Below are 25259 nucleotides of genomic sequence, written 5' to 3'. Positions count from 1 at the left end.
TAGCGCACGTGCTCCGGGGGCTGCAAAACGCCCCCGGAGCACGCCTAGGTTCAGCCGCCCGCGGACGGGGCGGGGCTTGGTGCTCCGGACGGTGCGGGGCTGGCCGGCGTGGTGCCGGCTACCGCGTTCTGTGCGCTCTGGAAGCGGGACATCGCCTCGTCCAGGGCCTTCAGCGCCTCTCCCTGTTTGGCGAAGTCTCCGGCGATCTGAGCGGCCCGGAGGTCTTCGATGGCCTTGTCCACGTCCGCCGCGGCCTGGGACAGTTCGGGGCTGATCGTGCCGGGCGGCACGTTCGGTGTCGGCGTCGTCGGCGTGTTACCCGGGGTACCGGTGTTACCGGGGCTCGGCGTGCCGGCTGTCTTGCCCAGCTCGGCGAGGGCCTTGAGCGCATCGGTCAGGCTGTCCTCGAGCACCACGTAGGTGCCCCCGTCGCCGTAGGAGACCAGCACGCGTTGCAGCAGTGGCGCCGCGTTGGCCTGGCTGCTCTTCACGTAGACGGGTTCCACGTAGAGGATGTCCTCGCCCAGCGGCAGCGAGATGAGGTTGCCGTAGAGGACGGATGCCTGCCCGCCGCGGGTGAGCAGCGCCAGCTGTTGCGAGATGTTGTAGTTGTTGACCATCCGCTGGTGCACCTGGACCGGGCCGGGTACCACCGTGTCGTCGGGTAGCTCAAGCACTTCGATCTTGGGCTGGCCGTCGACGTACGACGCGGAGATCAGGGCGGCCATGTTCTCCCGGTTGGCCGGTGTGACACCCGAGGTGAGCTGGAAGCGGTTCTCCTCCTGCTCGGGCAGCTTGACGTTCAGGTAGAACGGCGGCTGCTTGACACCGGCCTGCGGCGAGTCCGGCGCGTTCGGCACCTGCCAGAAGTCGTCGCCGGAGAAGAACGTCCGCGGGTCGCTGACGTGGAACTTGGTCAGCAGGTTGCGCTGGACCTTGAACAGGTCGGCCGGGTAGCGGAAGTGCGCCGCGAGATCGGTCGGGATCTGCGCCTTGGGCACCACGAGGTCGCCGCCGAACGCCTTGTTCCAGGCCTTGAGGACCGGGTCCTGATCGTCGAACTCGTAGAGCGTGACCGTCCCGTCGTACGCGTCCACGGTCGCCTTCACCGAGTTGCGCATGTAGTTGACGTCGTCGCGGGCCAGCGCGAACGAGCCCTGGCCGGTCAGTTCGTCCCGGGTCTCGGTGGCCAGGTTGATCTTCTGGGCGTACGGGTAGGTCCGCGCCGTGGTGTAGCCGTCCAGGATCCAGGTGATCCGCCCGTCGACCACGGCCGGGTACGGGTCGCCGTCGATGGTGAGGAACGGCGCGACCTTCTCCACGCGCTCACGCGGGGTCCGGGTGTACATCAGCCGGGAGTCGCCGTTGACCGCGTCGGACAGCAGGAAGTTGCTCTCGGTGTTCTTGATCGCGAAGACCATGCGCCGGAAGAACGAGCCGATCGGCACGCCACCCTTGCCGTCGTACGTGTAGAGCTCCGAGGCATCGGTGTTCTGCTCCTGCGGCCGGTCGAACTCGACCTTCTTGTTCGAGTCCTCCTGTCCGACGATCGCGTACTCGCTGGACTGCTCGCCGTAGTAGATCCGCGGCTGATCGGCCTTGATCAGGTCGGTGGACGCGGAACAGTTGTTGCCGGTCCGCGCCTCGGCGCCGAGGAAGCCGGAGACGAAGTACGGCAGGCCGGTGCCGCACACCTGGTTGGCCGGCGCCGCCACCAGGCCGTAGCCGTGGGTGTAGACGGTGTGCCGGTTCAGCCAGTTGCGCTGCTGAGCGGTGAGCTTCTCGTCGTTGATCTCACGGGCACCGACCACGTAGTCCTGCGTCTTGCCGTCGATCGTGTACCGGTCGACGTCGAGCTTCTCGCCGAAGTCGTAGAAGCCGCGGGACTGCTGGGATTGGGTGAACGCCTGGGAGACCAGCTGCGGGTCGATCAGCCGTACGTTCTGCGCGCTGGTGTCGGCGGCCAGGGTCGCCGGTGGACTGCCGCTGCTCGCCCGATACTGGCTGACCTCGGTGTTCGTCAGCCCGAACGCGTCCCGGGTAGATTCGATGGACCGCTGTATGTAGGCCTGTTCCTTGTCGAACAGGCTCGGCTTCACCTGGAAGTTCTGCACCGCCAGCGGGTAGATGCCGCCGATCGCCACGGCCGAGATGGCCAGCAGGGCGAGGGAGACGCCGGGCCAGACGAGGTTTCGCATCACCGCGTTGGAGAAGACGATGATCGCGATCGCCACCACCACGGAGATGTAGGCGAGGATCTCCTTGGCCGGCAGCAACGCGTTCACGTCGGTGTAGCCGGCACCGTACAGCCCCGGGGAGACGTGCTGCTCAAGCAGCAGGGCGCGCCGATCCAGCACGTACGCCACGGCTTTGAGCAGGACGAAGAGCGCCACCAGCGAGGTGAGGTGGGCCCGGGCGGCGGTGGTCATCCGGTCGCCGACGCCCTGAAGGCGGACGCCGCCGAAGATGTAGTGCACCGCGAGCGAGCCGAGCACCGAGAGCACCACCGCGGTGAAGCCCACGCCGAGCAGGTAACGCAGCAGCGGATAGTCGAAGATGTAGAAGCCGATGTCGACCTGGAACTGCGGATCCGTGACGCCGAAGTCACCGCCGTTGCGGAACAGCATCCAGTCGTTCCAGCGGGCCTGTGCGGAGAGGCCGGCGAAGAAGCCGATGATCAGGCTGACCACGGCGATCCAGGTGCCCAGCCGGGGCGCCAGGATCATCCGGTAGCGCTCCAGGGTGGCCTGTTCCGCCGAATGTGGGCGCAGCAGCGGTCGCAGCCGGTACGCCAGGTAGAGGTTCCCGCCCACCACCAGGGCCATCAGAGCGCCGATCACCACGAACAACGTCAGCTTGGTGAGCAGCACGCCGGAGAAGACGCTTGTCTTCTCCACCTCGGAGAACCACAGGTAGTCGGAGTAGGCGTCGATGCCCCACCCGAGCAGAGTGAAAAGAATAAAGACCCCGACCAGGACGCCGACGGTCACGCGACCGCGCCGGCTCATCCTCGGTAGAGGACTGTTACGCATGACCAACGTTGGCTCCACACTTCGTCTGGCCGGTGTTTCACCTTACGATGTCGCATCCGGCTTCGATACGCGGCAGAACTGTCTCGTCACTACCGGCACGGGCATCACGCCGCCGAGCAGGGTTTCGGGGTCCCGCCGGCGGTGAAGGTCTTGAGTGCGGTGAGGGCGTCGTCCACCGTGGCCACCTCGGCCATGGGCAGGTCGGGCACCGCGTTGCGCAGCGCCTCCGCACAGTTGTCCTTGGGCACCAGAAAGAGCTCGGCACCGGCTTCCTTGGCACCCACCAGCTTCTGCGGGATGCCGCCGATCGCGCCCACATTACCGTCGTCGTCGATGGTTCCGGTGCCCGCGATGATCTTGCCGCCGGTGAGGTCCTCCGGCTTGAGCTTGTCGATGATGCCGAGGCTGAACATCAGCCCGGCACTCGGGCCACCGATCTTGTCGAGGTCGATCTCGATGTCGAACGGGTTCGGCTGCTTGGTCCGGATCTCGATGCCGAGTCGCGGGGTGTCGTCGTCCGCGGCGGCCTTCGTGGTGACCGCGGCGGTGGCCGCCTTGCCGTCCCGCTCGTAGGCGACGCTCAGCGTGGTCCCCGCCGGCTTGGCCCGGACCAGCTCGGTGACCTGTCCCGGCCGGGTGATCGCGGTGCCGTCGATCGCGGTGATCACGTCGTTCTTCCGGAGCGCGCCGTCGGCCGCGCCGCCCGGCGTGAGCTCGAACACGTAGGTCTGGACCGGGTAGCCCAGCTCGCGCAGCGCGACGGTCTCGGCGCTGGTCTGCGACTGCTTCCACTCCTGGGCGTTCTGCTCCTGGACCTGCTTCTCGCTCTGGTCCGGCGGATAGATCAGTTCCCGCGGGACGACCGCGTCCTCGCCGCTCAGCCAGCCACGGATGGCCCACACGAGCTCCACCTGCGACTGCACGTTGACGGTGGTGAGACGGAGCTGACCCGCGGAGGTCGAGGTGTCACCTTTTTTGATCTGGATCACCTCGGTGCCGTTGTCCGAGCCTAGGGTGTTGACCGTGGGTCCGGGTTTGAGCACCACGTAAGGCAGGGGTGCGACCATGACACCGGCTGCCAGGAGAGCGGTGATCAGGGCGCCGAGGATGACGGTGACACCGCGACGTCTCATGCGCGTGAGCGTACCCACCTACCCTGAGTTCTCTCTGAGCTGATACCTCCCTCAGTCCGCTGCGGGCATTTCGCGCGTACCGTGGGGGTCGTGCCTGATATCCCGTTCGGCTTCTCCCTGCCGGGCGCTCAGCCGCCCGACCCCTCCGACCCGCAGCAGATGCAGCAGTTCATGGCGCAGCTGCAGCAGATGTTCGCCGCTCCCGGCAGTGGCCCGGTCAACTGGGACCTGGCCCGGCAGGTCGCCGCCAGCCAGCTCTCCGCGACCGGCGACCCGGCGGTGAACATGCTGGAACGCCATCAGGTCGAGGAGGCTCTGCGACTCGCCGACCTGTGGCTCGACCCGGTGACCGCCCTTCCGAGCGGCATCCACAAGGCCGTCGCGTGGAACCGCAACGAGTGGATCTACAACACCCTGGACGTGTGGAAGAAGCTGTGCGAGCCGATCGCCGGCCGCATGGTGGGCGCCATGGGAGACCTGGTGCCCGAGGAGGCCCGCGCCCAGCTCGGCCCGATGCAGTCGATGGTCGCCACCCTGGGCGGCGCGCTCTTCGGCGGCCAGCTCGGGCAGGCCTTCGGCCAGCTCGCCGCGGAGGTGCTCTCCGCGGGCGACATCGGGCTTCCGCTCGGCCCGGCGGGCACGGCCGCACTCATCCCGTCCAACATCAAGGCGTACGGGTCCGGCCTCGAGCTTCCCGAAGATCAGGTACGCCTGTACGTCGCCCTGCGTGAGGCGGCGCACCAGCGGCTCTTCGGGCACGTCCCGTGGTTGCGGGCGCACGTGCTGAGCGCCGTCGAGACGTACGCGACCGGGATCACCGTGAACCGGGAGGCGATCGAGGAGGCGATGAGCCGGGTCGATCCCACCGATCCCGAGTCGATGCAGGCGATGGCGCTGGAGGGCATCTTCACGCCCGAGGACACGCCGCAGCAGAAGGCGAGCCTGGCCCGGCTGGAGACGGCGCTCGCACTGGTGGAGGGCTGGGTCGGCCACGTGGTCGACGCCGCCGCCGGTGATCGGCTGCCCTCGGTGGCCGCACTCGGCGAGGCGTTCCGGCGGCGCCGGGCAGCGGGCGGGCCGGCCGAGCAGACGTTCGCCGCGCTGGTCGGCCTGGAGCTGCGGCCGCGCCGGCTGCGCGAGGCCGGCGCGCTGTGGACGGCGGTCACCGAGAACCGTGGGATCGCCGGGCGCGACGCGCTCTGGGACCACCCCGACCTGCTACCCACCGACGACGACTTCGCCGACCCGGCGACGTTCGCCCGGAGCCGGTCGGACTGGGACATCAGCGAGCTGGAGGGCATGGAGGACGGCCCGACCGAGGACTAGCCGCCGAGCAGGGCTCGGGTGTTCTCCCAGCCCTCCAGGGCGACGTCCAGCGTCGCCAGGTCGGCCGGACCGCGCAGGCGGCGCCATTGCGGGGTGGACGTGACGTCACCCGGCGATGGCGCCGTTCTGCGCAGCAGCGGGGCCGAGGCGGTGTCCAGGTCGTGATCGACGAGCCAGCCTGGCGCCGGCAGGGACGTCGCGACGCCGAACAGCCCGCTTCCGGGCCCGTTCGGCGCGACCGCGACCGCTTTGCTGTCCAGCGGCCGGAGCAGCTTGCCGAGGGTCATGCCGGGGACGTCGGGGGCGTCAGCGGCGATCACGGCGGCCTGGTCGAACCCGTCCTCGGCGGCGGCCTTCAGCACCGGCAGCACGGTCGGCTCGGGAACCTCGTAGATCCGGGTGCCGGGCCAGGCGATCTCGTCGGCCAGGTCACGGTCGGCGGGCACCACGGCGATCGCCGCCTCCGCCTGCGCCAGCCGCGCCAGCAGGTCCACCACGTCCTCGGCCATCGCGGCCCGCCAGGCCCGCAGGTCGACACCGGGTGGGCTCCACGACACCGGCACCAGCATCGCCACAACCACCCGCCGCGTCACCCGCTCACCCTACCGAGAGGCGCTCCCCCTCAGCCCATCACCAGGCTGCCTGCCGCCGAGACCCCCTCCAGGTAGCCGCGGGCACGCTCGGCCTTGGGGAAGCGGTTCACCAGGTCCCAGAAGCGGGTGTTGTGGCTCGGCACGACCAGATGTGCCAGCTCGTGCAGGACCACGTAGTCGATGACCCAGTCGGGCATCTCCTGGATGCGGTGGGATATCCGGATCGTGGCGTCGTCGGGAGTACAGGACCCCCAGCGGCCGTTCTGGTTGGTGACCCAGCGCACGCTGGCCGGCACCACCTGATCCGCGTAGTCGGCCAGGTACCGCCCGACCAGCCGGTGAGCGCGGGCGAGTAGTTCCGCGTCGGTGCACCGCAGGCGTTCCTCACGGGCGGCGAGCCGGGCGAGCATCCGCTCGACCCACTCGGTTTCCTCGGCACGTGAGAAGCGGTCCGGGATGAGTACCACGACTCGCTCGCCGTCGCGATACGCGGACACCGTCCGTCGCCGGCGCTGACTGCGCCGCACTTCCACGACAGGCTTGCGCGCGCGGACCATTACCGGCTCGCGCGGCCCAGATTCGGGTTCACGTTGAGACGCTAATCCGGATGCCCCTGGTCACCGCAAGAGTACGGGCAATGACTGTCACGGAAAATGCGCGCTTCGACCGGATATACCCGAAAAAATTTTCCTCACCGGCAACACCGGAGACACAAGTCTAACTAGACCATGGTCGAGTCAGCCGCTTCGGCGACCTTCTCGTCCGTTTTCTGCCTATCTGAAGGGATTCATCGGCGTGTCCCGGCAAACCTGGCGGAAAAGGATAGTTCGTACCGGCACACTCGCTTCGTCGGCGACACCGCCGACGCTGCGTTGACATGGAACCGGCCTGACCTGGGTAAGTGACCGCCCCGGACGGGTGGCCACATCCGCGTGACCGCGAAACGGTCCAGCGCCGCAGACAGGTTCGCGCCCGTGGCCGCGAACAAGGCATCGGGCCGAGCGGCCGACGAGAACGACGAGGAGGAACCGTGGCCGACACCACGTACAACGGCTACTGCGTCAAGTGCAAGGAGAAGCGTGACTTCCAGGGCAACGTGGAGGTCTCGAAGACCGGCATGAACATGGCCAAGGGCAAGTGCCCGGTCTGCGGGACCACGATGAACCGAATCCTGGGCAAGGCCAAGGCGTGAGCGTGCCCGGGGAGTGCGGCCGCCGGTCGCCCTCCCCGGCACATCTCGGAAACTGCCGTAACCGTGTTCGCTCAGCCACGTTGAGTTAAACGGAGAACCACAGCAACCTGTGGAAAACTCAGGCCAGGCTGTGGACAACGCGGCTCAGGACATCGACGTCCTGTGGATAACAACATCACTCCGCAGCGTCGCGGTGACACCCTGTCACTCATGACTCGGACACCGCTGCCCCGGCCCACCCTGATCCCGGGTCTGCCGCGCATCTGGCGCAGTCCCGGCGAGCTTCAGATCGGGCTGGACCCGGCACACGCCGTCCTGCTCCAGCTGCCCGATCCCCGTACCGCGAAGGTCCTTGACCTGCTGGACGGCCGGCGGCCCGAGCGGATCGTCCTGCTCCGCGCGGCGGAGCTCGGTGTGCCACCGGACGAAGCCCGCGCCCTTCTCGACCTGCTGCACGCCGCGGGCCTGGTGCTGCCCTCCGCGGCACTTCTGCCGGCCACGCTGCCGGCCGCCACACGGCACCGCCTCTCCGGCGAGGCCGCCGCCCTGGCGCTGGACGCCGCCGCGCGTACCTCCGGGGGTGTGCGGACCGACCCGGCGCCGGCCCGGGTCTTCCGGCGGCGCCGCGCCGCCCGCATCGTGATCACCGGGCACGGCCGGCTCGGCCCCACCATCGCGGTCGCCCTGGCCGAGTCCGGGGTCGGCCATGTGTACCCGGACCTGTCCGGCACCGTCGGACCCGACGAGCTGGCCGGCGCACCACTTCAGCCGGCGGACGTCGGCAGCCCTCGCCGGGCCGCGGTCACGGCCGCGATCCAGCGCGCCGCACCCGGCACCGACGTGTCCGGCGTACGCCGGATGCCCGCCTCCCTGGTCGTCCAGCTCTCCCATGACGAGCCGACCACCCTGATCGCCGCCGGACACGCCGCCCGCCGCCAACCGCACCTCGCGGTGGCGATCCGCGACGGCGCGGCGGTGATCGGCCCACTGGTGCCGGCCCGCGGCACACCGTGTCTGAACTGCCTCGACCTGCACCGCCTGGAGCGGGACGCCGGATGGCCGGGTGCGCTGACGCAGGCGAACCCGGACGCGGCCGAGCCGTGTGCGGTCGCCACGTTGCTCGCCGCCACGGCGTACGCGACTGCCGAAGTCCTCGCCTACCTGGACGGCCGGACCCCGGAGACGCTCGGCGCCGCAGTGGAGATCAGCTCGCCGGGCCGGTTCCGGCGCCGGACCTGGCCGCCCCATGCGAGCTGTGACTGCCAGCGCCGCCGGCCACACCCCTTTACCAGACCTTCACCGCATAAGCACCAAACCACCAAGTGACGGGCGGAGTAACCCCCGAACGTCAGTAACAATGATCTGGTGACGGACATACCGCGCCGCGCGGCTTCCCGGACGGCCAGACTCGCTGCCCTACCCCTCGGCTTCGCCGGGCGTACCGCACTGGGGCTCGGCAAGAGAGCCGTCGGCATCGCAAGCGACGTCATCTCGGCGGACATTCAGCAGCGCACCGCCGAGCAGCTCTTCAGCGTCCTCGGACAGCTCAAGGGTGGCGCGATGAAATTCGGTCAGGCCCTCTCGGTGTTCGAGGCGGCACTACCGGACGAGATGGCCGGCCCCTACCGGCAGGCCCTGACCAAGCTCCAGGAGGCGGCGCCGCCGATGCCGGTGGCGAACGTGCACAAGGCGCTCGCGGCTCAGCTCGGCGCGGACTGGCGCGACCGGTTCGCCGAGTTCGACGACAGCCCGGCGGCGGCCGCCAGCATCGGCCAGGTGCACCGCGCGGTGTGGAAACTGCCCCCGGCCCGGCGCAACGCCAAACCCAAGCTGCTGCCGGTCGCCGTGAAGGTGCAGTATCCGGGCGCCGGTGACGCCCTGATCGCCGACCTGAAGCAGCTCGGACGCCTGGCCGGCATGTTCAAAATCATCCAGCCGGGGATCGACATAAAGCCGCTCCTCGCCGAGCTGCGCGAGCGGGTCACCGAGGAGCTGGACTACGAGATGGAGGCGGAGACCCAGCGGGCCTTCGCCACGGCGTACCAGGACGACCCGGAGATCTTCGTGCCGCGAGTGGTCGCCTCGGCGCCACAGGTCCTGGTCACCGAGTGGGTCGACGGCACACCGCTAGCCCGCGTGATCACCGACGGCACCCCGGAGGAACGCGACGAGGCCGGCCGGCTCATGGCGATCCTGCATTTCTCCGCACCCGCCCGCGCCGGGCTGCTGCACGCCGACCCGCACCCGGGCAACTTCCGGATCCTGCCCGACGGCCGCCTCGGCGTGATCGATTTCGGCGCGGTGGCCCGGCTCCCCGAGGGGCATCCCGAGCCGATCGGCCGGCTGGTGCGGCTCGCCCTGGAGGGCGACGCCCAGGGGGTCGTGGACGGCCTGCGCGAGGAGAAGTTCATCAAGGCCGACGACGAGATCGACGCGGAGACGGTGCTCACCTTCCTCCGGCCGATGATCGAGCCGGTCGCGGTGGAGCGGTTCCGGTTCACACGCAGCTGGTTGCGCTCCGAGGCGACCCGGCTGGGAAGTCCGCGGTCGCCGGCGTACCAGCTGAGCCGCAAGCTCAACCTGCCGCCGTCCTACCTGCTGATCCACCGGGTCACGCTGGGCTCGATCGGGGTCCTCTGCCAGCTGGAGGCGGAGGCGGCATACCGCCAGATCCTCATCGACTGGCTCCCCGGTTTCGCCTCCGACTCCTGATCTTCGGACATTCTCGGCACTCGTCGCGCTGAACCGCGCTCGGCACCATCGGCGTACCCCAATATGGAGGACGACGATGACCTGGCGGACTGTGTGCGCCTCTGGGAGGCGGGTGAGCTGAAGCTCAAGCCGCTGGCCGCGCACTATCAGAACGTGGTCGCCAAGATCTCCGCCGCCGAGAACAACCTCGGTGCACTGTGGCGGTCGGAACTGCTCGGCGGACCGTGCGACGCGGGGCGCATGGCAGTTCCTCGCCGACACCGCCGTGGAGATGCTCCGGGAGACCGCGGAGAACCTGGCGGCCACCGGCGACGTCCTGGTGATGGCATCCGAGGAATATCAGGACGCCGAACAGATCAACACCGATGCGATCGCCAACGCCAAGGACAACGTGATCCTGGCGCAGGACAGGGTGCCGGGAGAGCCTCCGAGGTCGTCAGGTGAGACCCGATGAGCTACGCCGAACTGTGGCAGCACGCCCAGCGCATCGAGGAGTTGGCACTGAGGGCGGCCTTCGACGAGCAGGGCATCGTTCTTGTGGACGGCGAATACCTCTCCGTGAAGGACAGAAATCCGGTCCCGCTGAGGTCGTCGGCTTCATCCGGCGAGACTTTGTGGAATTCTGGGACGCTGTCACAGCGAACCAGTTCGGCCTGGTCGCAGCACTCGCAGGTGCAATAGCGGCGGAGAAGGCTCTGTGGCAGGAGTGCCGCAACAACGTGGACGAACTCGCGCACCGCGCTATCGAGGCATTCGAGTCGATGAACGGCGGCGACGCCCTCGACTATCAGGTCCTCCTGCTTACCGTGGCGTCCTCCGTTTTCGGCCAGGTCGAGCAGGCCCTCTGTCAACTGATGTACGTGGCTCTCCGCAAAGAGCAGGAGATCGCCGATGCGATGACCGCGATGTCCGCAACCGTGGCGGCGCGCCGGGAGCGCTTCGTCTCGCCGAGGCCCGCACTCGCGGATCAAACCAGGAGGACCATCCTCACTCCGCAGGGACTGGACTACGACGCATGAGGTACAGAAGGTGGGGAACCGCCCTTGCGGTGATCGTCGCGCTGGCTATCGCCGGATATCTGTTTACCCGGCCGGATTCCGGTACCACGTCGCAGAGCCGACCCACATGCCAGTTCACCCCGCCGTCCTCAATGCCGCCTGTCGGTGACTCGTCGGGCGTCCAGATCATTGAACAAGGCTTCTCGAGGGTCGGGCCCTTCGGATCGGCTAAAGCAAGCATGGGCGTGTTGCTACGCGACAACACCGGCAAGGTCGCCTATCGAACGTTGCCACGCTCGATGCCGTCGACTCCACCGGGCGCACCGTGATCGACCGACTTCACCAGCCATTCCGGACTCAGCTCATACCGTTGATCCTGCCCGGCGACAGCGTTGCCGTCGGCAGCGCGGGCCTGCTTGACGAACTGACGCAGCGTCAGGGCAAGGAGATCGGCTCCATTGCGACGACCGTTGAAGTGGGCCAATGGCTGGAGCCCGGTGACGGCAACAACGGCCTCGGCCGAGTGACCGCGACCGTGGTGGCGGGTAGCGGGAAAAGGGAAGCCAGCGGCCAGGGCGAGGTGACATTCGATGTCGAGTCGACGAACTGCGCCGATATGGCCCACGTGGCGTATCACTGGTCTTCCGCGATGCATCGGGCGCAATCGCCGGAGGCAGCCTCGACAATCCGCCACCGCTGGACACGTGCAAAACCGGACTGAACGCCGGCCGACGATCGAGCATGACACAGTCGGACATCCCGGCATCGGCGAACCTGGACCGTACGAACGTCACCGTCTACTGCGACTTCGGCCGGCCGGACATTCCCCTGACCTCGGGTGCGCCGTACAACTAGGCCGGAAAGGGAACGACCCGCCCGCATTTGGCGGACGGGTCGTTTCGTCATCGGGATTCGGGCTCAGACACCGAGTTCGCGGGCGGCCCGGTGACGGGCTTCCATGGCGATCTGGCGAGCGGAGCGGTAAGCCTCAGGTGCACGGTCACTCTGAGGCCGACGCATTCGAGCTCTCGACAACGCCTCTTGGATGAGTCTCATCTTGGTTGCTCCGTTCGTGGGCATCTCGGTACTCGGCTTTCGCGTTTCGGTTACGACAGTGGGGAGGGTCTTCATTTCAGGCCGCCAGTCGGACAGAGTTGCGTGACTCGAGACCGTTCGCGGCGAGCCGCTCCTCGACCTCGACGGCCAGCTCGGCGTCGCGGGCGACGTCGGCCTTACGGGGACGGCCACGCGGCCGCTTGCGCGGAACCACGGCACCGCGCTCAAAGATCTCGCCGCCCCAGACACCCCAGGGCTCGTTCCGCTCGACCGCGCCGGCGAGGCACTCGACGCGCAGCGGGCAGTCCCCGCAGAGCGACTTGGCCAACTCCAGCTGGGCCGGGGAGTCCGAGAACCACAGGTCCGGGTCGAACTTCCGACAGGGCAGGTTTGCCTCGAGCTCGACGCTCACGTCGAGTGGGGCCAGCGCCAGACTCATAAAGCCCGGTCACCTCTCTCTTCTTCTCGATCTTCTGGATCGCAGTACGGGTCGTGCACCGGCCTGTGAGCCGGCAAAAATTTAGGCCGCGGATCCCGGTTACGGGTTCCGCGGCCTCGAGGTGAGCCGGAGGTCTGGTTTATCAGACCGGCCTTCCTCGAGGCGGGACACCGCTGCCACCATCCGTGTAGCGCTTACGGGAGATGGAGCTGTTGAACCCAGTGGTCCCCTTGTTTCCGTCGATGAGCACCAGGACCGCTTTGCCCAGCTCGGTCTGAGCCTGGACCTGGTGCACCTGCGGGACGGGGGTCCGCTCAGCGGCCAGCAGCGCCAACGGAGCGGCGGTAGCGGGCAGCGGGGCGGACGGAGTCCAGGCAGCAGTCGGCAGCATCGACGGACGCATCGTGGTGTTGAGCTTCATCGTTGCCACCTCCTCCTTGACCTTGCACTCGTGGTAAACCCTCGGCGAACCCAACGCTCGCCAAGACGTGTTCTGAGGCTATGCCTGCCCTACAGGAGAGGGCAAACGAATTAACGGACTAACTTTCGAAGTTTTTTTGTGCAAGATCATCTGGGCTGGCTCCGGCCACCAGAGCGAAGACCGCATCGCCGTACTGACCGAGTTTGCGCGGGCCGATCCCGGCGATCGCGAGCAGCTGTGCGGGCTCGGCCGGGCGGCGTTCCGCCATGGCCACCAGGGTGGCATCGGTGAACACCACATATGCAGGAACTTTGAGGTCGGCCGCGGTGTTCGCGCGCCACACCTGAAGGCGCTGGTAGAGGTCCTCGTCGAGGTCTGACGGACAGGTCGGGCAGCGGCCCAGTTTGCGGTCGGCACCGGCCAGCAGAGTCGTACCGCAGATCCGGCAGGAGGACACCTGCGGGCGGCGCCGGTCGGGTTTCCGACTGCGGTCGGTGCTTCGCTCGGCCGATCCGGATCGCTCCAGCTGCGGCAGGAACCGGCACGGGCGGCGGGGCCGGCCGCCGGGTGAGCGGGACTGACCGTACGAGAGCCACAACACCTGCCGTGCCCTGGTCACGCCGACGTAGAGCAGGCGGCGCTCCTCCTCCAACTGCTCGGCCGTCTTGGCGTACGTCGTCGGCAGCGTGCCGTCGGCGAGCCCGACCAGGAAGACCGCGTCCCACTCCAGGCCCTTGGCCGAGTGCAAAGAAGCGAGTGTGACACCCGCCACGGTCGGCGCGTGCTGCTGCTCGGCACGGCGGGCCAACTCGTTGTTGAAGGCGGACAGCGACACGTCCCGCTGGACCCGGCCGGCGTCTCCGATGGGCAGGATCTCGGGCGTCGCGGCGTACTCCTCGGCGAGGGTGACCAGTGCGGCGAGCGCCTCCCACTGCTCGCGTGCCGCACCGCCCGGCGGGGGCTGGGTCCGGCTCCACCCGGTCGCGGCGAGCGCCTCCACGACCGCCTCGACCAGCGGGGTCTCGCCGGGGATGGAACGCACCGCGGCCCGCAACGCGACCATGGCCCCGCGCACCTCCGAGCGCTCGAAGAACCGTTCCGCGCCCCGGACCACGTACGGCACCTCGGCCTCGGCCAGCGCCAGCTCGTACGCCTCGGATTGCGCGTTGGTGCGGAAGAGCACCGCGATCCCGCTCGCCGGCGTGCCGGCGGCGATCAGTTCCCGGCAGCGCCGGGCCACCGCGGCCGCTTCGCCCGGCTCGTCCGGGAAGATCTTGAGCTCCGGCTCCGGGCCGGCCGGCCGCTGGCCGACCAGTTCCAGGCGCAGCTTCGCCTCGGTGCCGCGAGCCTGCCGGATGACCGCGTTGGCCAGCCCGACCACCTGCGGCGTGGATCGGTAGTCGCGGACCAGGCGGACCACGACGGCGTCGCGCCGCTGCCGGGGGAAGTCGATCAGGTACGACGAGGTCGCACCGGTGAACGAGTAGATCGTCTGGCTGGCGTCGCCGACCACGGTGAGATCATCGCGCCCGCCCAGCCAGGCCTCCAGCAGGCGCTGCTGGAGCGGGTTGACGTCCTGGTACTCGTCGACGACGAAGTGCCGGTACTGGGCACGGATCTGGTCGGCGACGTCGGCGTGCTCCTCGATGCCCCAGACCGCGGCGCGCAGCAGGTCCTCGAAGTCGATCACGCCCTGGCGGCGTTTCAGCTGCTCGTAGGCGGCGAAGACCTCGGCCACCCGGGCCGGCTCGTACGGCGGCTCGCGCAGCGCCTTGGCCGCCGCCACGGCGTACTCCCCCGGCTCGACCAGCGAGGACTTGGCCCACTCGATCTCGCTTGCGAGATCTCTGGCGGCCGCCCGATCCACCCGCAACCCCTGGCTACCGGCGGCGGCCGCGACGAGCCGCCCCTTGCTCTCCACCAGCTCGGGCATCGCCCGGCCCTCGAGGAGCCGGGGAGCGAAGTAGCGCACCTGCCGCAGGGCCGCGGCGTGGAACGTACGCGCCTGCACGCCGGCCGTCCCGAGCCCGGTCAGCCGGGCCCGCATCTCGGCCGCGGCCCGGGCCGTGAAGGTGACCGCGAGCACGTGGCGGGGGCTGATCTCGCCGGTCGACGTCCGGTACGCGATCCGGTGAGTGATCGCCCGCGTCTTGCCGGTCCCGGCTCCGGCGAGGATGCAGACTGGACCCGCGGGAGCGGTTACCGCCGTCCGCTGCTCGGGGTCGAGCCCGGCCAGCACCCCATCAGTCCGCACGGTAGGGAATCATGACACCCCGGCCGTGCGTTGTGCTTGTCAGCCGCACCGCCGTGTGACCTGTATCGAAGGAGTCCTGACCGATGCTGACCATGTACTCGACGTCCTGGTGTGGGTATTGCCACCGCCTGAAGTCGCAACTCGACCGGGAGGGCATCGCCTACGACGTCGTGGACATCGAGCAGGACGAGGCCTCGGCCGCGTTCGTGCGCAGCGTGAACGGCGGCAACCAGACCGTGCCCACGCTGAAGTTCTCCGACGGATCGGCGCTGACCAACCCGTCGATCGTCCAGGTCAAGCAGCATCTGGCAGCCATCTCGGCATAGACGTGAAGAAAGGGCCGTCCCGGACAGGGACGGCCCTTTTCGCGTTTACGGGATCAGAGCCGGGATGCTGGAGTCGAGCAGGCCCCGCTCCTTCAGCGCGCCGTATAGCGGCGTGGTCTCCGGGTAGTGACCCCACTGGTGATCACCGTCACCGTGGCCGAAGCCGCCGAGCAGCTGCTTCTGCACCTCGGTCAGGCCCGCCCACTCCGGCCGGTTCGGCAGGTCGGCGACCTCGTCGCGGATGGCGATCCAGCGAGGGGTGTAGCCGAAGAACGCACCGACACGGGTGATCGGCGAGTAGTTGTCGGACCGGGCGTGCCAGATGCGCCGGTCGAAGACCACCAGGTCACCCGGGTTCGCGGTGATCTGGGTGGCGCCCTCCGGCTGCGGCCACGACACGCCGCGGCTCGGCGGGCCGGGCAGCCAGTTGGTCTTGTGGCTGCCGGGCAGCACGGTGAAGTTGCCCCGGCCGGTCTCGCTCACGTCGGAGAACCAGTACGCCAGCTTCACCGACAGCATCGGGCGAGGATCGGTCTCGATCTCCCGGTTCTGCCGGCCACCGTCCTGGTGCCAGTGCCACCATTGCTTCTGCTGCTCGTGGAGCTGCGGGTGCACGTCGATGTGCGAGTGGTACACGTGGATGTTCCACCCGAGCAGCGACCAGATGTACCGGAAGGCTTTCGGGTGGTCGAGCAGGAACGCCAGCTCCGGAACCCCAGCGATCGGGGAGAGTTGGTGCAGAGCCCCCGTAGGCCCGAGCTTTCCGTCTCGCTTCGCCTTCTCATACGCCCCGAGAATCGCGGTCCGGCCGACCTCGATCTCGCTCTCACTCAGCACCGACGGAACGACGATGTAACCGTCGCGATCGAACGCCTCCCGCTCCTCAGCGGTCATCGGCGTCCACGCCGGTGCCTCCACCTGGGTCATCGGTTCCCCCTTCGTCTTTGTAACCAAGACGCGATGACCACTGCTATTGGTTGCCATCCAACCGGAGAATTTTTATTTACTACTTTGAGTTAACTATTTGCTCCGGCGAGTAACCATTTCTCGACCAGGTAGAAAGCGATCGAAGAACGCATCGGCAGGCTCATCGGCACACCGGACTCCGGATCGACATAACCGCCGGCGATCATCTTGGCGATGGCGTCCCGGGTGAACCAGTGCGCCTCGTCGATCTCCTCCGGGTCGAGGACCAGCGGTTGCGCGGGATCCGCGACGCCGTGAAAGCCCAGCATGAGAGAGCCGGGGTACGGCCAGGACTGGCTGCCCTCGTACCGCAGGGCGGAGAGCCGGATGCCGACCTCCTCGCCCACCTCGCGTACGACGGCGGCCTCGGCCGACTCACCCGGCTCGACGTAACCCGCCAGGCAGGAGAAGCGCCGTACGCCGTCCGGCCCGGTCCCCCAGGCCGCGTTGTGGCCGAGCAGGCACCGCCCGGCCGGCCCGGCGACCCCGTCGTGCACCAGCACGATCATGGCCGGGTCGGTACGCGGCCACATCAGCTGCCCGTCGTCGTCGGCGCGAGCCCAGCCGGCCTCGACCGCGACGGTGGGCTTCCCGGTACGCGGCGAGAACTGGTGACTGGCGTGCCAGTTCCCCAGCGCGGCGGCAGCGGTGAACAGACCGGCGTCCCGGTCGTCGAGCCGGTGACCGATCTCGCGCAGGGTCACCGCCCGCGTGTCGCCGGACGGATCCAGCGAAGCGTTCGTGGTCCAGACCGGGGTGCCGTCGGCCTCGATCCCCAGGAACCAGCGCTCACCCTCCGGCGCCTCGGCCGACGGCAGCAGCACCAGCGTGGCGCCGCCGTCGGCCCGGTCGGTGACCAGGGCCCGGCCGCCCTTGGCGAGATCCACCACCAGGATCCGGCCGCGTTCCCACGCCTCGGCCAGCCAGGCCTCGTCCTTGCGCCGGACCGCGGCACGGTCCAGGGTGCTCCGTGCCAGCGGTGGTGTTCCGGGCTGCTCGCCCAGGTCTGGCTGCTCCGGTTCGGTCACTCTGCGCTGCGCTCCACTGCCGTCAGGGCGGACAACTGCGGCTCGATCTTGTCCGCGTCGCCGAGGACCACGGTCACCGCCCGGGCCGGGGCGAGGTACTTGGCCGCGGCGGCGGCGACCTGCTCACGGGTGGCGGCGGCGAGCGCGGCCGAGTGTTCGCGCAGATGCTCGAGGCGCAGACCGAAGCCGGCGTACATGCTGGCCAGGCCGGCGAGACCGGCCTGGGTCGACATGCCGAGGCGGAGCGTGCCCAGGGCGTACCGGCGGGCCTGCTCGAGCTCCTCCTCGCCGGGCGGGAGGCTAGCGATGCGGCCCAGCTCGTACAGCGTCTCGAGCAGGGACGGTGCGGTCACCTCGGTGGCCACCTCGGCCGCGGCGAGCAGCGCGGAACCGGCCACGAAGTGCTCGATCACCGAGTGCGAACCGTACGTGTAACCCTTGTCCTCCCGGATGTTCTCCACCCAGCGGGACGAGAAGTATCCGCCGAAGATGAAGTTCGCCAGGCTGAGCGCGGCATAGTCCGGGTCGGTACGCGGAATGCCGGGCAGCGCCATCCGCAGCGAGGACTGCACCGAGCCGGGCCGGTCGACGAGCAGCAGAGGACCGGTCTCCAGCGCGGGGGCGGGCGGGATGCCGCCGTCCGGCGCCGTACCGGTCCAGCCGCCGAGGATCTTCTCCGCGGTGTCGATGGCCTGGTCCGGGTCGATGTCGCCGACCAGCACGAGCACGGCACCGGCCGGGCGGAGCCGGGCGGCGTGCAGCTCACGCAGCGGATCCGGCTCGACGCCACGCACCTCGTCCGGGCTGGGGGTCTGCACCGCGTACGGGTGGGTGCCGTACATCCGCTTCAGCAGGGCCACCCGGGCCAGGTGTGTCGGCTGGCTCAACGCGACCTGAATGTGGTCCGCCAGGCGCTCCCGCTCGGTGGACACCTCCTCGACCGGGTAGGTCGCGTCGGTCAGCACCGCGGCCAGCAGTTCCAGCGTCCGGTCCAGGCCGTCGGCGAGCGCGTTGCCGGTGATCAGCAGCCGGTCCGGGTCGAGTCCGGCGGCCAGGCTGCCGCCGACCGCCTGCAACTCGGCGGCGAGGTCGATGCTCGACATGCCGCTGGTGCCGGTGAAGAGGGCCTGGGAGAGCAGGGTCGCGGGGGCCAGTGGTGCCCGGCCGAACGGGATGCGCAGCCGCACCTCGACCAGGGGAACCGCGGAGCGGCGGATCGCGATCACGGTCAAGCCGTTCGGGAGGGTGCGCTCGGACTCCCGGGGCAGGTTGAGCGCGGCGTCCGGAACCAGGTCAGGCAGGGTCTTGCTCGTCATTGTCCGGCTCCCGGGATCACTTCGACACTGGCGCGGCGCTCCGGCCGCAGGGTGGCCGCGGCGGCGACGATCTGCTCCTCGGCCACCTCGCTGATCAGTTTCGGCAGATCGTTGAGCAGGTCGGGGCGGCCGCGCTGCAGTTCCAGTACGGCCATCGGCAGGGCCCGCCCGAGCACCGCGTCGGTGTCGTGCAGCAACCGCGTACCCATGCGGGCCTGGGTCCGGGCCAGCTCGCCCGGCTTGAGACCGTCGGTGACCAGCCGGTCGAGTTCCTCGTCGATGGTCTGTAGCACCTTGCCGGCGTCGCCGCCGGGCGGCATGTGCGCCTGGAGCAGCAGCGCGGTCGGGTTGCGCACCTGGTACTCGTCGCCCATGAAACCCAGGTAGCCGCCGAGCGTGGTGGCCGTCCGGTCACGCTGGACCAGGCGCTCGACCAGCCGGGAGGCGTCGCCGTCGGTGAGCACCTCGGCGAGCACCGAGAAGGGCAGGTAGGCGTCGAAGGCGCCGATCGGGTCGGGCACCCGGTATCCCGCCGCCACCGCGGGCAGCGGGGCGATCCGGTCGGTGTACGACTCCCGCCGCTCCTCACCCACGTCCGGTTCGGCGAAGTCGGGCAGTCCGGGCGCGGGCCGGGCCGGCACGTCACCGAAGTGGCGCTCGATCATCGCGGTCGCCTCGGCCACGTCGAAGTCACCGGCGACCGACAGCACCGCGTTGCCGCAGGCGTAGTAGCGGTCGAAGAAGCCCTGCGCGTCCTCGACCGTGGCGCTCTCCAGGTCCTCGAACGAGCCGTAGCCGTCGTGCGCGTTGGGGAACGTCTTGAACATCACCGGAGGCAGCTTCAGCCAGGGGAAGCCACCGTACGGCCGGTTCAGGACGTTTACCCGGATCTCCTCCTTGACCACGTCGACCTGGTTGCGCAGGTTCTCCTCGGTGAGCCGGGGGCCGCGCATCCGGTCCGCCTCGAGGAAGAGCGCACGCTCGAGACCGCCGGACGGCAGCACCTCGAAGTAGTCGGTGTAGTCCAGGTGGGTGGAGCCGTTGAAGCTGCCACCGGCTCCCTGCACGTGCCGGAAGTGCGCCAGCTTCTCCAGGTTCTCCGAGCCCTGGAACATCAGGTGCTCGAAGAGGTGGGCGAAGCCGGTCCGCCCCTCCGGCTCACTGCGGATGCCGACGTCGTAGACGACAGCGACACCGACGACCGGGGCGCTGCGATCCGGGGACAGGACCACGCGCAGACCGTTGCCGAGGGTGAATCGCTCGACCGGATATTTCGTCGCGGGGATCTTGATTCTGGGCGCCACGGTACGAATCTAGCGTGTCGGCGCGGATCCGCGCTGTAGTCACCCGACGTCCCGGATTTCGACACCCGGCTTGACGCACTAAACCCATCTGATCCATCATTCCCATCCAACAGATAGGTTATGCAAAGTTTCAGCGAGGGGAGCGCGCATCGTGTACGTCTCGGCACGCACGGACTACGCCGTACGCGCGATGCTGGCGGTCACCGCCGAGCACCCTCGCCTGGTCAAGGCCGCCGGTCTGGCGGCCGCGCAGGACATCCCGCTCAGCTTTCTGCAAGGAATCCTGCTCGATCTGCGCCGCGCCGGGCTGCTGCACAGCCACCGCGGTGTGGACGGCGGGTACGCCCTGGCCCGCCCGGCCGAGGAGATCACCGTCGGCGACGTGGTACGCGCCGTCGGAGGCGCCCTCACCACAGTCCGCGGGCTACCCACCTCCACAGCGACCTACCACGGTGCGGCGACGGCGCTGCACGACGTGTGGATCGCCGTGGAGGCGGCCATCGAGGGCGTGGTCGACCACAGAACCCTGGCCGAAATCTCCATCACCTCAGTGAAACGAAACTAGGAGTGAGCATGAGCTCCCGCACCATACGTGCGCTCGCCCTCGCCACGGCCGCCGTGCTGGCCTCGACCGCCCTCGCCGCCTGCGGTTCCGACGAGGAGAAGGCGTCCACCTCCGCCGGCGCGGGCGCCGAGGCCGAGACGCTCCGCCTCGGCTACTTCCCGAACATCACCCACGCCCCGGCCCTGGTCGGCGTCAACAAGAAGTACTTCGAAGAGGCGCTCGGCACCGGCACCAAGCTGGACCCGAAGACCTTCAACGCCGGCCCGGCCGCGATCGAGGCACTCTTCTCCGGCGCGATCGACGCCACCTACATCGGCCCGAACCCGGCGATCAACGGCTGGTCGCAGTCCAAGGGCACCGCACTGAAGATCATCGCGGGCAGCACCTCCGGCGGCGCTGGACTGGTCGTCAAGGAGGGCATCAACTCCGCGGCCGACCTCAAGGGCAAGAAGATCGCCACCCCGCAGCTGGGCAACACCCAGGACGTGGCGCTGCGTGCCTGGCTGAAGGAGAACGGCCTCAACGCCGACCAGCAGGGCGGCGGCGACGTCTCGATCCAGCCGCAGGACAACGCGACCGCGCTTCAGGCCTTCGCCCAGGGCGCGATCGACGGCGCGTGGGTGCCCGAGCCCAACCTGAGCCGTCTGCAGCTGGAGTCCAAGGGCAAGCTGCTGGTCGACGAGAAGACCCTGTGGCCGAACCAGGAGTTCGTCACCACCCACCTGATCGTCAGCCAGGAGTTCCTGAAGAAGTACCCGGGCACGGTGAAGAAGCTGCTCCAGGGCCACGTCAAGTCGGTCAAGTACATCGAGACCAACAACGCCGAGGCGCAGAAGGCCGCCAACGACCAGCTCGCCGCTCTCTCCGGCAAGCCGCTGAAGGACGAGATCCTGCAGGCCGCGTTCAAGAACCTCAAGTTCACCCACGACCCGATCGCCTCGTCGCTGTACACCAGCGCCAAGAACGCGGAGTCGGTCGGCCTCCTCAAGCCGGTGGACCTGAAGGGCATCTACGACCTGACCCTGCTGAACGAGGTCCTCAAGGCTGACGGCCAGCCTGAGGTCAGCGACGCGGCAGCCTGACGACGATGAGCCTCGCAGAATCCGCGGTGGTACGCCTAGACGGCGTCTCCAAGCAGTACGGGTCCGGCGGCAACGCCCTGCTCGCGCTCGATCACGTGTCGCTGACCGTCAGCAAGGGCGAGTTCGTCTGCCTGCTGGGCGCCTCCGGCTGCGGTAAGAGCACGCTGCTGTCCCTGGTGGCGGGGCTCGACAAGATCAGTGGCGGCACCCTGGACATCGGCGGCAAGCACATCTCGCTGATGTTCCAGGAGGCCGCCCTCTTCCCCTGGCTCTCGGTGGCCGGCAACGTCGAGCTGGCGCTGCGCCTACAGGGCGTGGGCCGGGCGGAGCGTAAGAAGCGCGCCGAGGAGCTGCTGGAGATCGTCCGGCTGGGCGGCTTCGGCGGCAAGCGGCCGCACGAACTCTCCGGCGGCATGCGGCAGCGCGTGGCACTGGCACGCGCGCTCGCCCAGGACGCCGACATCCTGCTCATGGACGAGCCGTTCGGCGCGCTGGACGCGATGACCCGCGACATCCTGCACGACGAGCTGGAGCGGATCTGGCGCGAACAGAACCTCACCGTGCTCTTCGTGACGCACAACGTCCGCGAGGCGGTCCGGCTCGGCGACCGGGTCATCCTGCTGAGCAGCCGGCCCGGCCGGGTCATCGAGGACTTCACGATCGACCACCCGCGCCCGCGGCGCATCGACTCGACCGAGGTGGCCACCCAGGCCGCCGAAATCACCGACCGGCTCCGCGCGGAGGTCGCCCGTCATGCCAACTGAGCTGCCATCCACCCGGGCCGGCCTGGACGGTCTCAGCGCCGGGTCGGTGCCCGCCACCCACGAGCCGAAGCCGGTCGACATCGCGGCGGCGGACCGGGTCAGCGGTCTCGACGCGCTCGAGCTCGGGCCGCGCAAGGAGAAGGGCAACCTCGCCGGGCGCATCTGGAACAGCGCCTGGCCCAAGCTGCTGGCGATCGCGATCGTCATCGCGATCTGGCAGGCCGTGGTGCTCGCCGAGTGGAAGCCGATCTACGTGCTGCCCGGCCCGGGTACGGTCTTCTCCGACCTGCGCGACCTGATCACCACGGCGGACTTCTGGGACGGCGTACGGCTGACCCTGATCCGGGCGTTCACCGGCTTCCTCCTCGCGGTGGCGATCGGCACCGTGATCGGCGCCGCGGTCTCCCGGTTCGCCCCGCTGCGGGCGGCCATCGGCTCGCTGATCACCGGTCTGCAGACCATGCCGTCGATCATGTGGTTCCCGCTCGCCATCCTGCTGTTCCAGATCAGCGAGAGCGCCATCATGTTCGTGGTGATCATCGGTGCGGCGCCGTCGGTGGCGAACGGCCTGATCAGCGGCATCGACTACGTGCCGCGGACCTGGCTGCGGGTGGGCCAGGTGCTCGGCATGACGGGTCTGGCGAAGTACCGACACCTCATCCTGCCGGCCTCGCTGCCGTCGTTCATCTCCGGGCTCAAGCAGGGCTGGGCGTTCTCCTGGCGCAGCCTGATGGCCGGTGAGCTGCTGGTCATCGTGCCGGGTGCGCTGTCGATCGGCGTACGCATGCAGCAGGCGCGCGACCTGAGCGAGGCCTCGCTGGTGATCTGCTACATCATCGTGGTGCTGGTGATCGGCATCCTGATCGACGTCCTGTTCAACACCGCCGACAACGCCCTGCGCAAGCGCTGGGGTCTGACCGGCAGCTGATCCCTACAGCGGCCGGACCGACTTCAGCACGTCCTCGACGACGTAGTCGAACTGCTTGTGCGTGCCCGGGATGGACACGTACAGGATCGCCGCCGTGGGCTTGCCGACGTCGATGACCGCCACCGCGGACAACTCCTCGGTGGCGGTCAGCCCCGGCTCGGTGAAGCGCAGCCGGAACTCGCTCACCCAGGCCGGCCGCCCGCCCAGCGTGGTGACCTCGTCGCGGAGCGGCTCCATGGTGTTCGGCTGCGGGTAGTACTCGGCCCGGACGTCCGCCGCGACCTGCCTGCCGACGCACTCGAGATCCAGCGACACCGCGTCGTTGTCCGCCGCCGGCACCGCCGCGGAGAGGATCGAGGCGTGGTACTCACCGCCGCCGTACACCTCGGTGACGAAGTGCTGACCGACCCGGTAGGGCACGTTCAGCGTCCCGGCCCGCCACTCCTGATCCCAGGTGACCCAGGGCGCCGCGTACTTCTTGTAGGAGATGCCGGCCTCGTCGTCCACGGTCCGCTCCCCGGCCGCCGGCGGCGGAGCGCTCGGCGCCCGCGTGGCCGCCCCACTGGGTGATCCGGTCGGCGCCGGGCAGGCCTGCGCGAGCGGCGGCCGGACATCAGTCGGTCCGGACTCCTTGTCGGCGAAGGGATTGCTCTCACCGCCGAAGATCACCACCAGCAGGATCGAGAGCCCCACCGCGAGGATCGCGGCGGCCGCCCCACCGAAGATCAGCAACTGCCGCCGGCGCCGCTGTGGTCCGTCCGGCGGGGGCGCCGACGGTGGCGTGGTTGGTTGCGCGGAAACCAGCGGGGGTACGCCCAAAGCGGTCACCGCTCCCGACGCCCACGGCCCGCCCGCGCGACTCGACATCTCCCCAGTGAACACCACGGTTGTGTCACCGGCCGGTACGCCTGCCGGTATTGTGCGCCCCGCCCGGCGCGAATCCCGGAAATGTCAGCTACCGTGCTGCCATGGAACTGGTGTATCCCCCGGTCGTCGCCTTGGCCAAGACGATGTTCCGAGTGCTCGACCTCAAGATCGAAATTGACGGTGCCGAGCACATCCCAGCAACCGGCGGGGCGGTGCTGGCCAGCAACCACTCGAGCTACCTCGACTTCATCTTCTGCGGCCTGGGCGCCCAGCCGGCCAAGCGGCTGGTCCGGTTCATGGCGAAGAAGTCGGTCTTCGACCACAAGGTCAGCGGCCCGCTGATGCGCGGCATGCGGCACATCCCGGTGGACCGCAAGGCCGGCACCGGCGCCTTCCGGGAAGCGACCGAGGCGCTGCGCAAGGGTCAGATCGTCGGCGTCTTCCCGGAGGCGACGATCAGTGAGTCGTTCACCGTCAAGGGCCTGAAGTCCGGGGCCGCCCGGATGGCTCAGGAGGCCGGTGTCCCGCTGATCCCGATGGCCGTCTGGGGCCCGCACCGCCTCTGGACCAAGGGCCGGAAGAAGGAGCTCACGAAGCGGCACGTGCCGGTCCTGATCAAGATCGGCGAGGCGGTTCCGATGCCGGACGGCGCCACCCCCGAGGCGATCACGGCGGCGCTGAAGCAGCGGCTGAGCGGGCTGCTCGACGCGGTGCAGCGGGCGTACCCGGAGAAGCCGTCCGGCGAGGACGACCGCTGGTGGCTTCCCGCCCACCTGGGCGGCAGCGCCCCGCTGCCGAGCCCGGCCGCGGCGGTCTGACCGAACCAGTCCCGGCTGGGGCGGTCTGATCGAGACCAATCCTGGCCCGGGCGGTCTGACCAAACCGAGCCCGGCTGGTGCGGTCTGACCAAACCAATCCCGGCCGGGGTGGTCCAAGCAAAACCGAGCCCGGCCGGGG

General features: G+C 69.1%; 26 protein-coding genes. 14 read left to right on the top strand and 12 right to left on the bottom strand.

All coding sequences use genetic code 11. The features are described from left to right. Positions 1-50: 50 nt before the first annotated feature. Positions 51-3038: a UPF0182 family membrane protein gene (locus I4J89_RS09860; protein ID WP_196413569.1), complete on the bottom strand. Its 2988-nt coding sequence runs from the start codon at positions 3036-3038 to the stop codon at positions 51-53. Positions 3039-3136: 98 nt separating this feature from the next. After that, positions 3137-4165 (bottom strand): YlbL family protein, encoded by a 1029-nt coding sequence (locus I4J89_RS09855; RefSeq protein ID WP_196413568.1) that lies wholly within the window; start codon positions 4163-4165, stop codon positions 3137-3139. A gap of 159 nt (positions 4166-4324) precedes the next feature. Here I4J89_RS09855 and I4J89_RS09850 point away from each other — a divergent pair, with 159 nt between their 5' ends. Further along, positions 4325-5491: a zinc-dependent metalloprotease gene (locus I4J89_RS09850; protein ID WP_230858723.1), complete on the top strand. Its 1167-nt coding sequence runs from the start codon at positions 4325-4327 to the stop codon at positions 5489-5491. Here the strand turns inward: I4J89_RS09850 and I4J89_RS09845 are convergent. After that, positions 5488-6084 (bottom strand): hypothetical protein, encoded by a 597-nt coding sequence (locus I4J89_RS09845; protein ID WP_196413566.1) that lies wholly within the window; start codon positions 6082-6084, stop codon positions 5488-5490. The genes I4J89_RS09850 and I4J89_RS09845 overlap by 4 nt on opposite strands. 29 nt (positions 6085-6113) lie before the next feature. Continuing rightward, positions 6114-6641 carry a M48 metallopeptidase family protein gene (locus I4J89_RS09840; protein ID WP_196413565.1) on the bottom strand — a complete coding sequence of 176 codons (528 nt, stop codon included), beginning with the start codon at positions 6639-6641 and terminating at the stop codon, positions 6114-6116. Between the two features lie 473 nt (positions 6642-7114). On the opposite strand from I4J89_RS09840, the gene I4J89_RS09835 reads away from it, so the two are divergent. The 7 genes from I4J89_RS09835 to I4J89_RS09805 all read left to right on the top strand — a co-directional run bounded on the left by I4J89_RS09835 (position 7115) and on the right by I4J89_RS09805 (position 11707). Further along, positions 7115-7276 (top strand): DUF5679 domain-containing protein, encoded by a 162-nt coding sequence (locus I4J89_RS09835; RefSeq protein ID WP_169792401.1) that lies wholly within the window; start codon positions 7115-7117, stop codon positions 7274-7276. Positions 7277-7486: 210 nt separating this feature from the next. Next, entirely contained in the window at positions 7487-8602 is a 1116-nt protein-coding gene (locus tag I4J89_RS09830; RefSeq protein ID WP_196413564.1) for a ubiquitin-activating E1 family protein, read from the top strand. Between the two features lie 39 nt (positions 8603-8641). Further along, the gene (locus I4J89_RS09825; RefSeq protein ID WP_196413563.1) at positions 8642-9988 is read left to right on the top strand and encodes an ABC1 kinase family protein; all 1347 of its coding nucleotides are present in this window, start codon (positions 8642-8644) and stop codon (positions 9986-9988) included. Between the two features lie 190 nt (positions 9989-10178). Next, positions 10179-10442 carry a hypothetical protein gene (locus tag I4J89_RS09820; RefSeq protein ID WP_196413562.1) on the top strand — a complete coding sequence of 88 codons (264 nt, stop codon included), beginning with the start codon at positions 10179-10181 and terminating at the stop codon, positions 10440-10442. After that, positions 10439-10669 (top strand): hypothetical protein, encoded by a 231-nt coding sequence (locus I4J89_RS09815; protein WP_196413561.1) that lies wholly within the window; start codon positions 10439-10441, stop codon positions 10667-10669. Before I4J89_RS09820 ends, I4J89_RS09815 begins: the two co-directional genes overlap by 4 nt. Positions 10670-10707: 38 nt before the next feature. Then, entirely contained in the window at positions 10708-11007 is a 300-nt protein-coding gene (locus I4J89_RS09810) for a hypothetical protein (protein WP_196413560.1), read from the top strand. A 349-nt stretch (positions 11008-11356) separates the two neighbouring features. Continuing rightward, positions 11357-11707, top strand: a complete 351-nt coding sequence (locus tag I4J89_RS09805) for a hypothetical protein (protein ID WP_196413559.1) — start codon at positions 11357-11359, stop codon at positions 11705-11707. A gap of 411 nt (positions 11708-12118) precedes the next feature. Here the strand turns inward: I4J89_RS09805 and I4J89_RS09800 are convergent, their stop codons facing one another. The 3 genes from I4J89_RS09800 to I4J89_RS09790 all read right to left on the bottom strand — a co-directional run bounded on the left by I4J89_RS09800 (position 12119) and on the right by I4J89_RS09790 (position 15156). Then, positions 12119-12481, bottom strand: coding sequence for a WhiB family transcriptional regulator (locus I4J89_RS09800; RefSeq protein ID WP_196413558.1), 363 nt, complete (start codon positions 12479-12481; stop codon positions 12119-12121). 142 nt (positions 12482-12623) lie between these two features. Further along, entirely contained in the window at positions 12624-12902 is a 279-nt protein-coding gene (locus I4J89_RS09795; protein ID WP_196413557.1) for a hypothetical protein, read from the bottom strand. Between the two features lie 118 nt (positions 12903-13020). Then, positions 13021-15156, bottom strand: coding sequence for an ATP-dependent DNA helicase UvrD2 (locus I4J89_RS09790; protein ID WP_196413556.1), 2136 nt, complete (start codon positions 15154-15156; stop codon positions 13021-13023). Positions 15157-15239: 83 nt separating this feature from the next. Between I4J89_RS09790 and I4J89_RS09785 the strand changes: the two genes are divergently transcribed. Next, entirely contained in the window at positions 15240-15482 is a 243-nt protein-coding gene (locus tag I4J89_RS09785) for a mycoredoxin (RefSeq protein ID WP_196413555.1), read from the top strand. A 45-nt stretch (positions 15483-15527) separates the two neighbouring features. Here I4J89_RS09785 and I4J89_RS09780 read toward each other — a convergent pair whose 3' ends face one another. The 4 genes from I4J89_RS09780 to I4J89_RS09765 form a co-directional block, all read right to left on the bottom strand. Continuing rightward, positions 15528-16409, bottom strand: a complete 882-nt coding sequence (locus I4J89_RS09780; protein WP_196413554.1) for a phytanoyl-CoA dioxygenase family protein — start codon at positions 16407-16409, stop codon at positions 15528-15530. Positions 16410-16498: 89 nt separating this feature from the next. Further along, positions 16499-17476 carry an NAD(+) diphosphatase gene (gene nudC, locus I4J89_RS09775; RefSeq protein ID WP_196413553.1) on the bottom strand — a complete coding sequence of 326 codons (978 nt, stop codon included), beginning with the start codon at positions 17474-17476 and terminating at the stop codon, positions 16499-16501. Continuing rightward, positions 17473-18792 (bottom strand): M16 family metallopeptidase, encoded by a 1320-nt coding sequence (locus tag I4J89_RS09770; RefSeq protein ID WP_196413552.1) that lies wholly within the window; start codon positions 18790-18792, stop codon positions 17473-17475. Before I4J89_RS09770 ends, nudC begins: the two co-directional genes overlap by 4 nt. Beyond that, complete coding sequence (locus I4J89_RS09765; protein ID WP_196413551.1) at positions 18789-20096, bottom strand: M16 family metallopeptidase; 1308 nt, start codon at positions 20094-20096, stop codon at positions 18789-18791. Before I4J89_RS09765 ends, I4J89_RS09770 begins: the two co-directional genes overlap by 4 nt. A gap of 151 nt (positions 20097-20247) precedes the next feature. Between I4J89_RS09765 and I4J89_RS09760 the strand changes: the two genes are divergently transcribed. From I4J89_RS09760 to I4J89_RS09745, 4 genes are read left to right on the top strand one after another with little or no spacing between them, the layout of a single operon-like run. Then, positions 20248-20661 carry an RrF2 family transcriptional regulator gene (locus tag I4J89_RS09760; protein WP_196413550.1) on the top strand — a complete coding sequence of 138 codons (414 nt, stop codon included), beginning with the start codon at positions 20248-20250 and terminating at the stop codon, positions 20659-20661. A gap of 8 nt (positions 20662-20669) precedes the next feature. Then, positions 20670-21743: an ABC transporter substrate-binding protein gene (locus I4J89_RS09755; RefSeq protein WP_196413549.1), complete on the top strand. Its 1074-nt coding sequence runs from the start codon at positions 20670-20672 to the stop codon at positions 21741-21743. A gap of 5 nt (positions 21744-21748) precedes the next feature. Further along, positions 21749-22507, top strand: coding sequence for an ABC transporter ATP-binding protein (locus I4J89_RS09750; RefSeq protein WP_196413548.1), 759 nt, complete (start codon positions 21749-21751; stop codon positions 22505-22507). Continuing rightward, positions 22497-23435 carry an ABC transporter permease gene (locus I4J89_RS09745; protein ID WP_196413547.1) on the top strand — a complete coding sequence of 313 codons (939 nt, stop codon included), beginning with the start codon at positions 22497-22499 and terminating at the stop codon, positions 23433-23435. The genes I4J89_RS09750 and I4J89_RS09745 overlap by 11 nt, the downstream gene beginning before the upstream one ends. A 3-nt stretch (positions 23436-23438) precedes the next feature. On the opposite strand, the gene I4J89_RS09740 is transcribed toward I4J89_RS09745, so the two are convergent. Beyond that, positions 23439-24302, bottom strand: coding sequence for a hypothetical protein (locus tag I4J89_RS09740; protein WP_196413546.1), 864 nt, complete (start codon positions 24300-24302; stop codon positions 23439-23441). A gap of 101 nt (positions 24303-24403) precedes the next feature. Between I4J89_RS09740 and I4J89_RS09735 the strand changes: the two genes are divergently transcribed. Next, entirely contained in the window at positions 24404-25120 is a 717-nt protein-coding gene (locus I4J89_RS09735) for a lysophospholipid acyltransferase family protein (RefSeq protein ID WP_196413545.1), read from the top strand. Positions 25121-25259: the final 139 nt, after the last annotated feature.

The organism is Actinoplanes aureus (assembly GCF_015704865.1).
GTDB classification, from domain to species: Bacteria; Actinomycetota; Actinomycetes; order Mycobacteriales; family Micromonosporaceae; genus Actinoplanes; species Actinoplanes aureus.
Note: the sequence above shows the minus strand (reverse complement) of the source record. Positions and strands in the feature narration are given on the sequence as shown.

Coding starts and splice junctions, on each gene's coding strand:
- I4J89_RS09855 (WP_196413568.1), bottom strand. CDS start 4,165: ATGAGACGTCGCGGTGTCACCGTCATCCTCGGCGCCCTGATCACCGCT.
- I4J89_RS09850 (WP_230858723.1), top strand. CDS start 4,325: ATGCAGCAGTTCATGGCGCAGCTGCAGCAGATGTTCGCCGCTCCCGGC.
- I4J89_RS09840 (WP_196413565.1), bottom strand. CDS start 6,641: ATGGTCCGCGCGCGCAAGCCTGTCGTGGAAGTGCGGCGCAGTCAGCGC.
- I4J89_RS09830 (WP_196413564.1), top strand. CDS start 7,487: ATGACTCGGACACCGCTGCCCCGGCCCACCCTGATCCCGGGTCTGCCG.
- I4J89_RS09815 (WP_196413561.1), top strand. CDS start 10,439: ATGAGCTACGCCGAACTGTGGCAGCACGCCCAGCGCATCGAGGAGTTG.
- I4J89_RS09800 (WP_196413558.1), bottom strand. CDS start 12,481: ATGAGTCTGGCGCTGGCCCCACTCGACGTGAGCGTCGAGCTCGAGGCA.
- I4J89_RS09795 (WP_196413557.1), bottom strand. CDS start 12,902: ATGAAGCTCAACACCACGATGCGTCCGTCGATGCTGCCGACTGCTGCC.
- I4J89_RS09785 (WP_196413555.1), top strand. CDS start 15,240: ATGCTGACCATGTACTCGACGTCCTGGTGTGGGTATTGCCACCGCCTG.
- I4J89_RS09780 (WP_196413554.1), bottom strand. CDS start 16,409: ATGACCCAGGTGGAGGCACCGGCGTGGACGCCGATGACCGCTGAGGAG.
- I4J89_RS09770 (WP_196413552.1), bottom strand. CDS start 18,792: ATGACGAGCAAGACCCTGCCTGACCTGGTTCCGGACGCCGCGCTCAAC.
- I4J89_RS09755 (WP_196413549.1), top strand. CDS start 20,670: ATGAGCTCCCGCACCATACGTGCGCTCGCCCTCGCCACGGCCGCCGTG.
- I4J89_RS09750 (WP_196413548.1), top strand. CDS start 21,749: ATGAGCCTCGCAGAATCCGCGGTGGTACGCCTAGACGGCGTCTCCAAG.
- I4J89_RS09745 (WP_196413547.1), top strand. CDS start 22,497: ATGCCAACTGAGCTGCCATCCACCCGGGCCGGCCTGGACGGTCTCAGC.
- I4J89_RS09740 (WP_196413546.1), bottom strand. CDS start 24,302: ATGTCGAGTCGCGCGGGCGGGCCGTGGGCGTCGGGAGCGGTGACCGCT.
- I4J89_RS09735 (WP_196413545.1), top strand. CDS start 24,404: ATGGAACTGGTGTATCCCCCGGTCGTCGCCTTGGCCAAGACGATGTTC.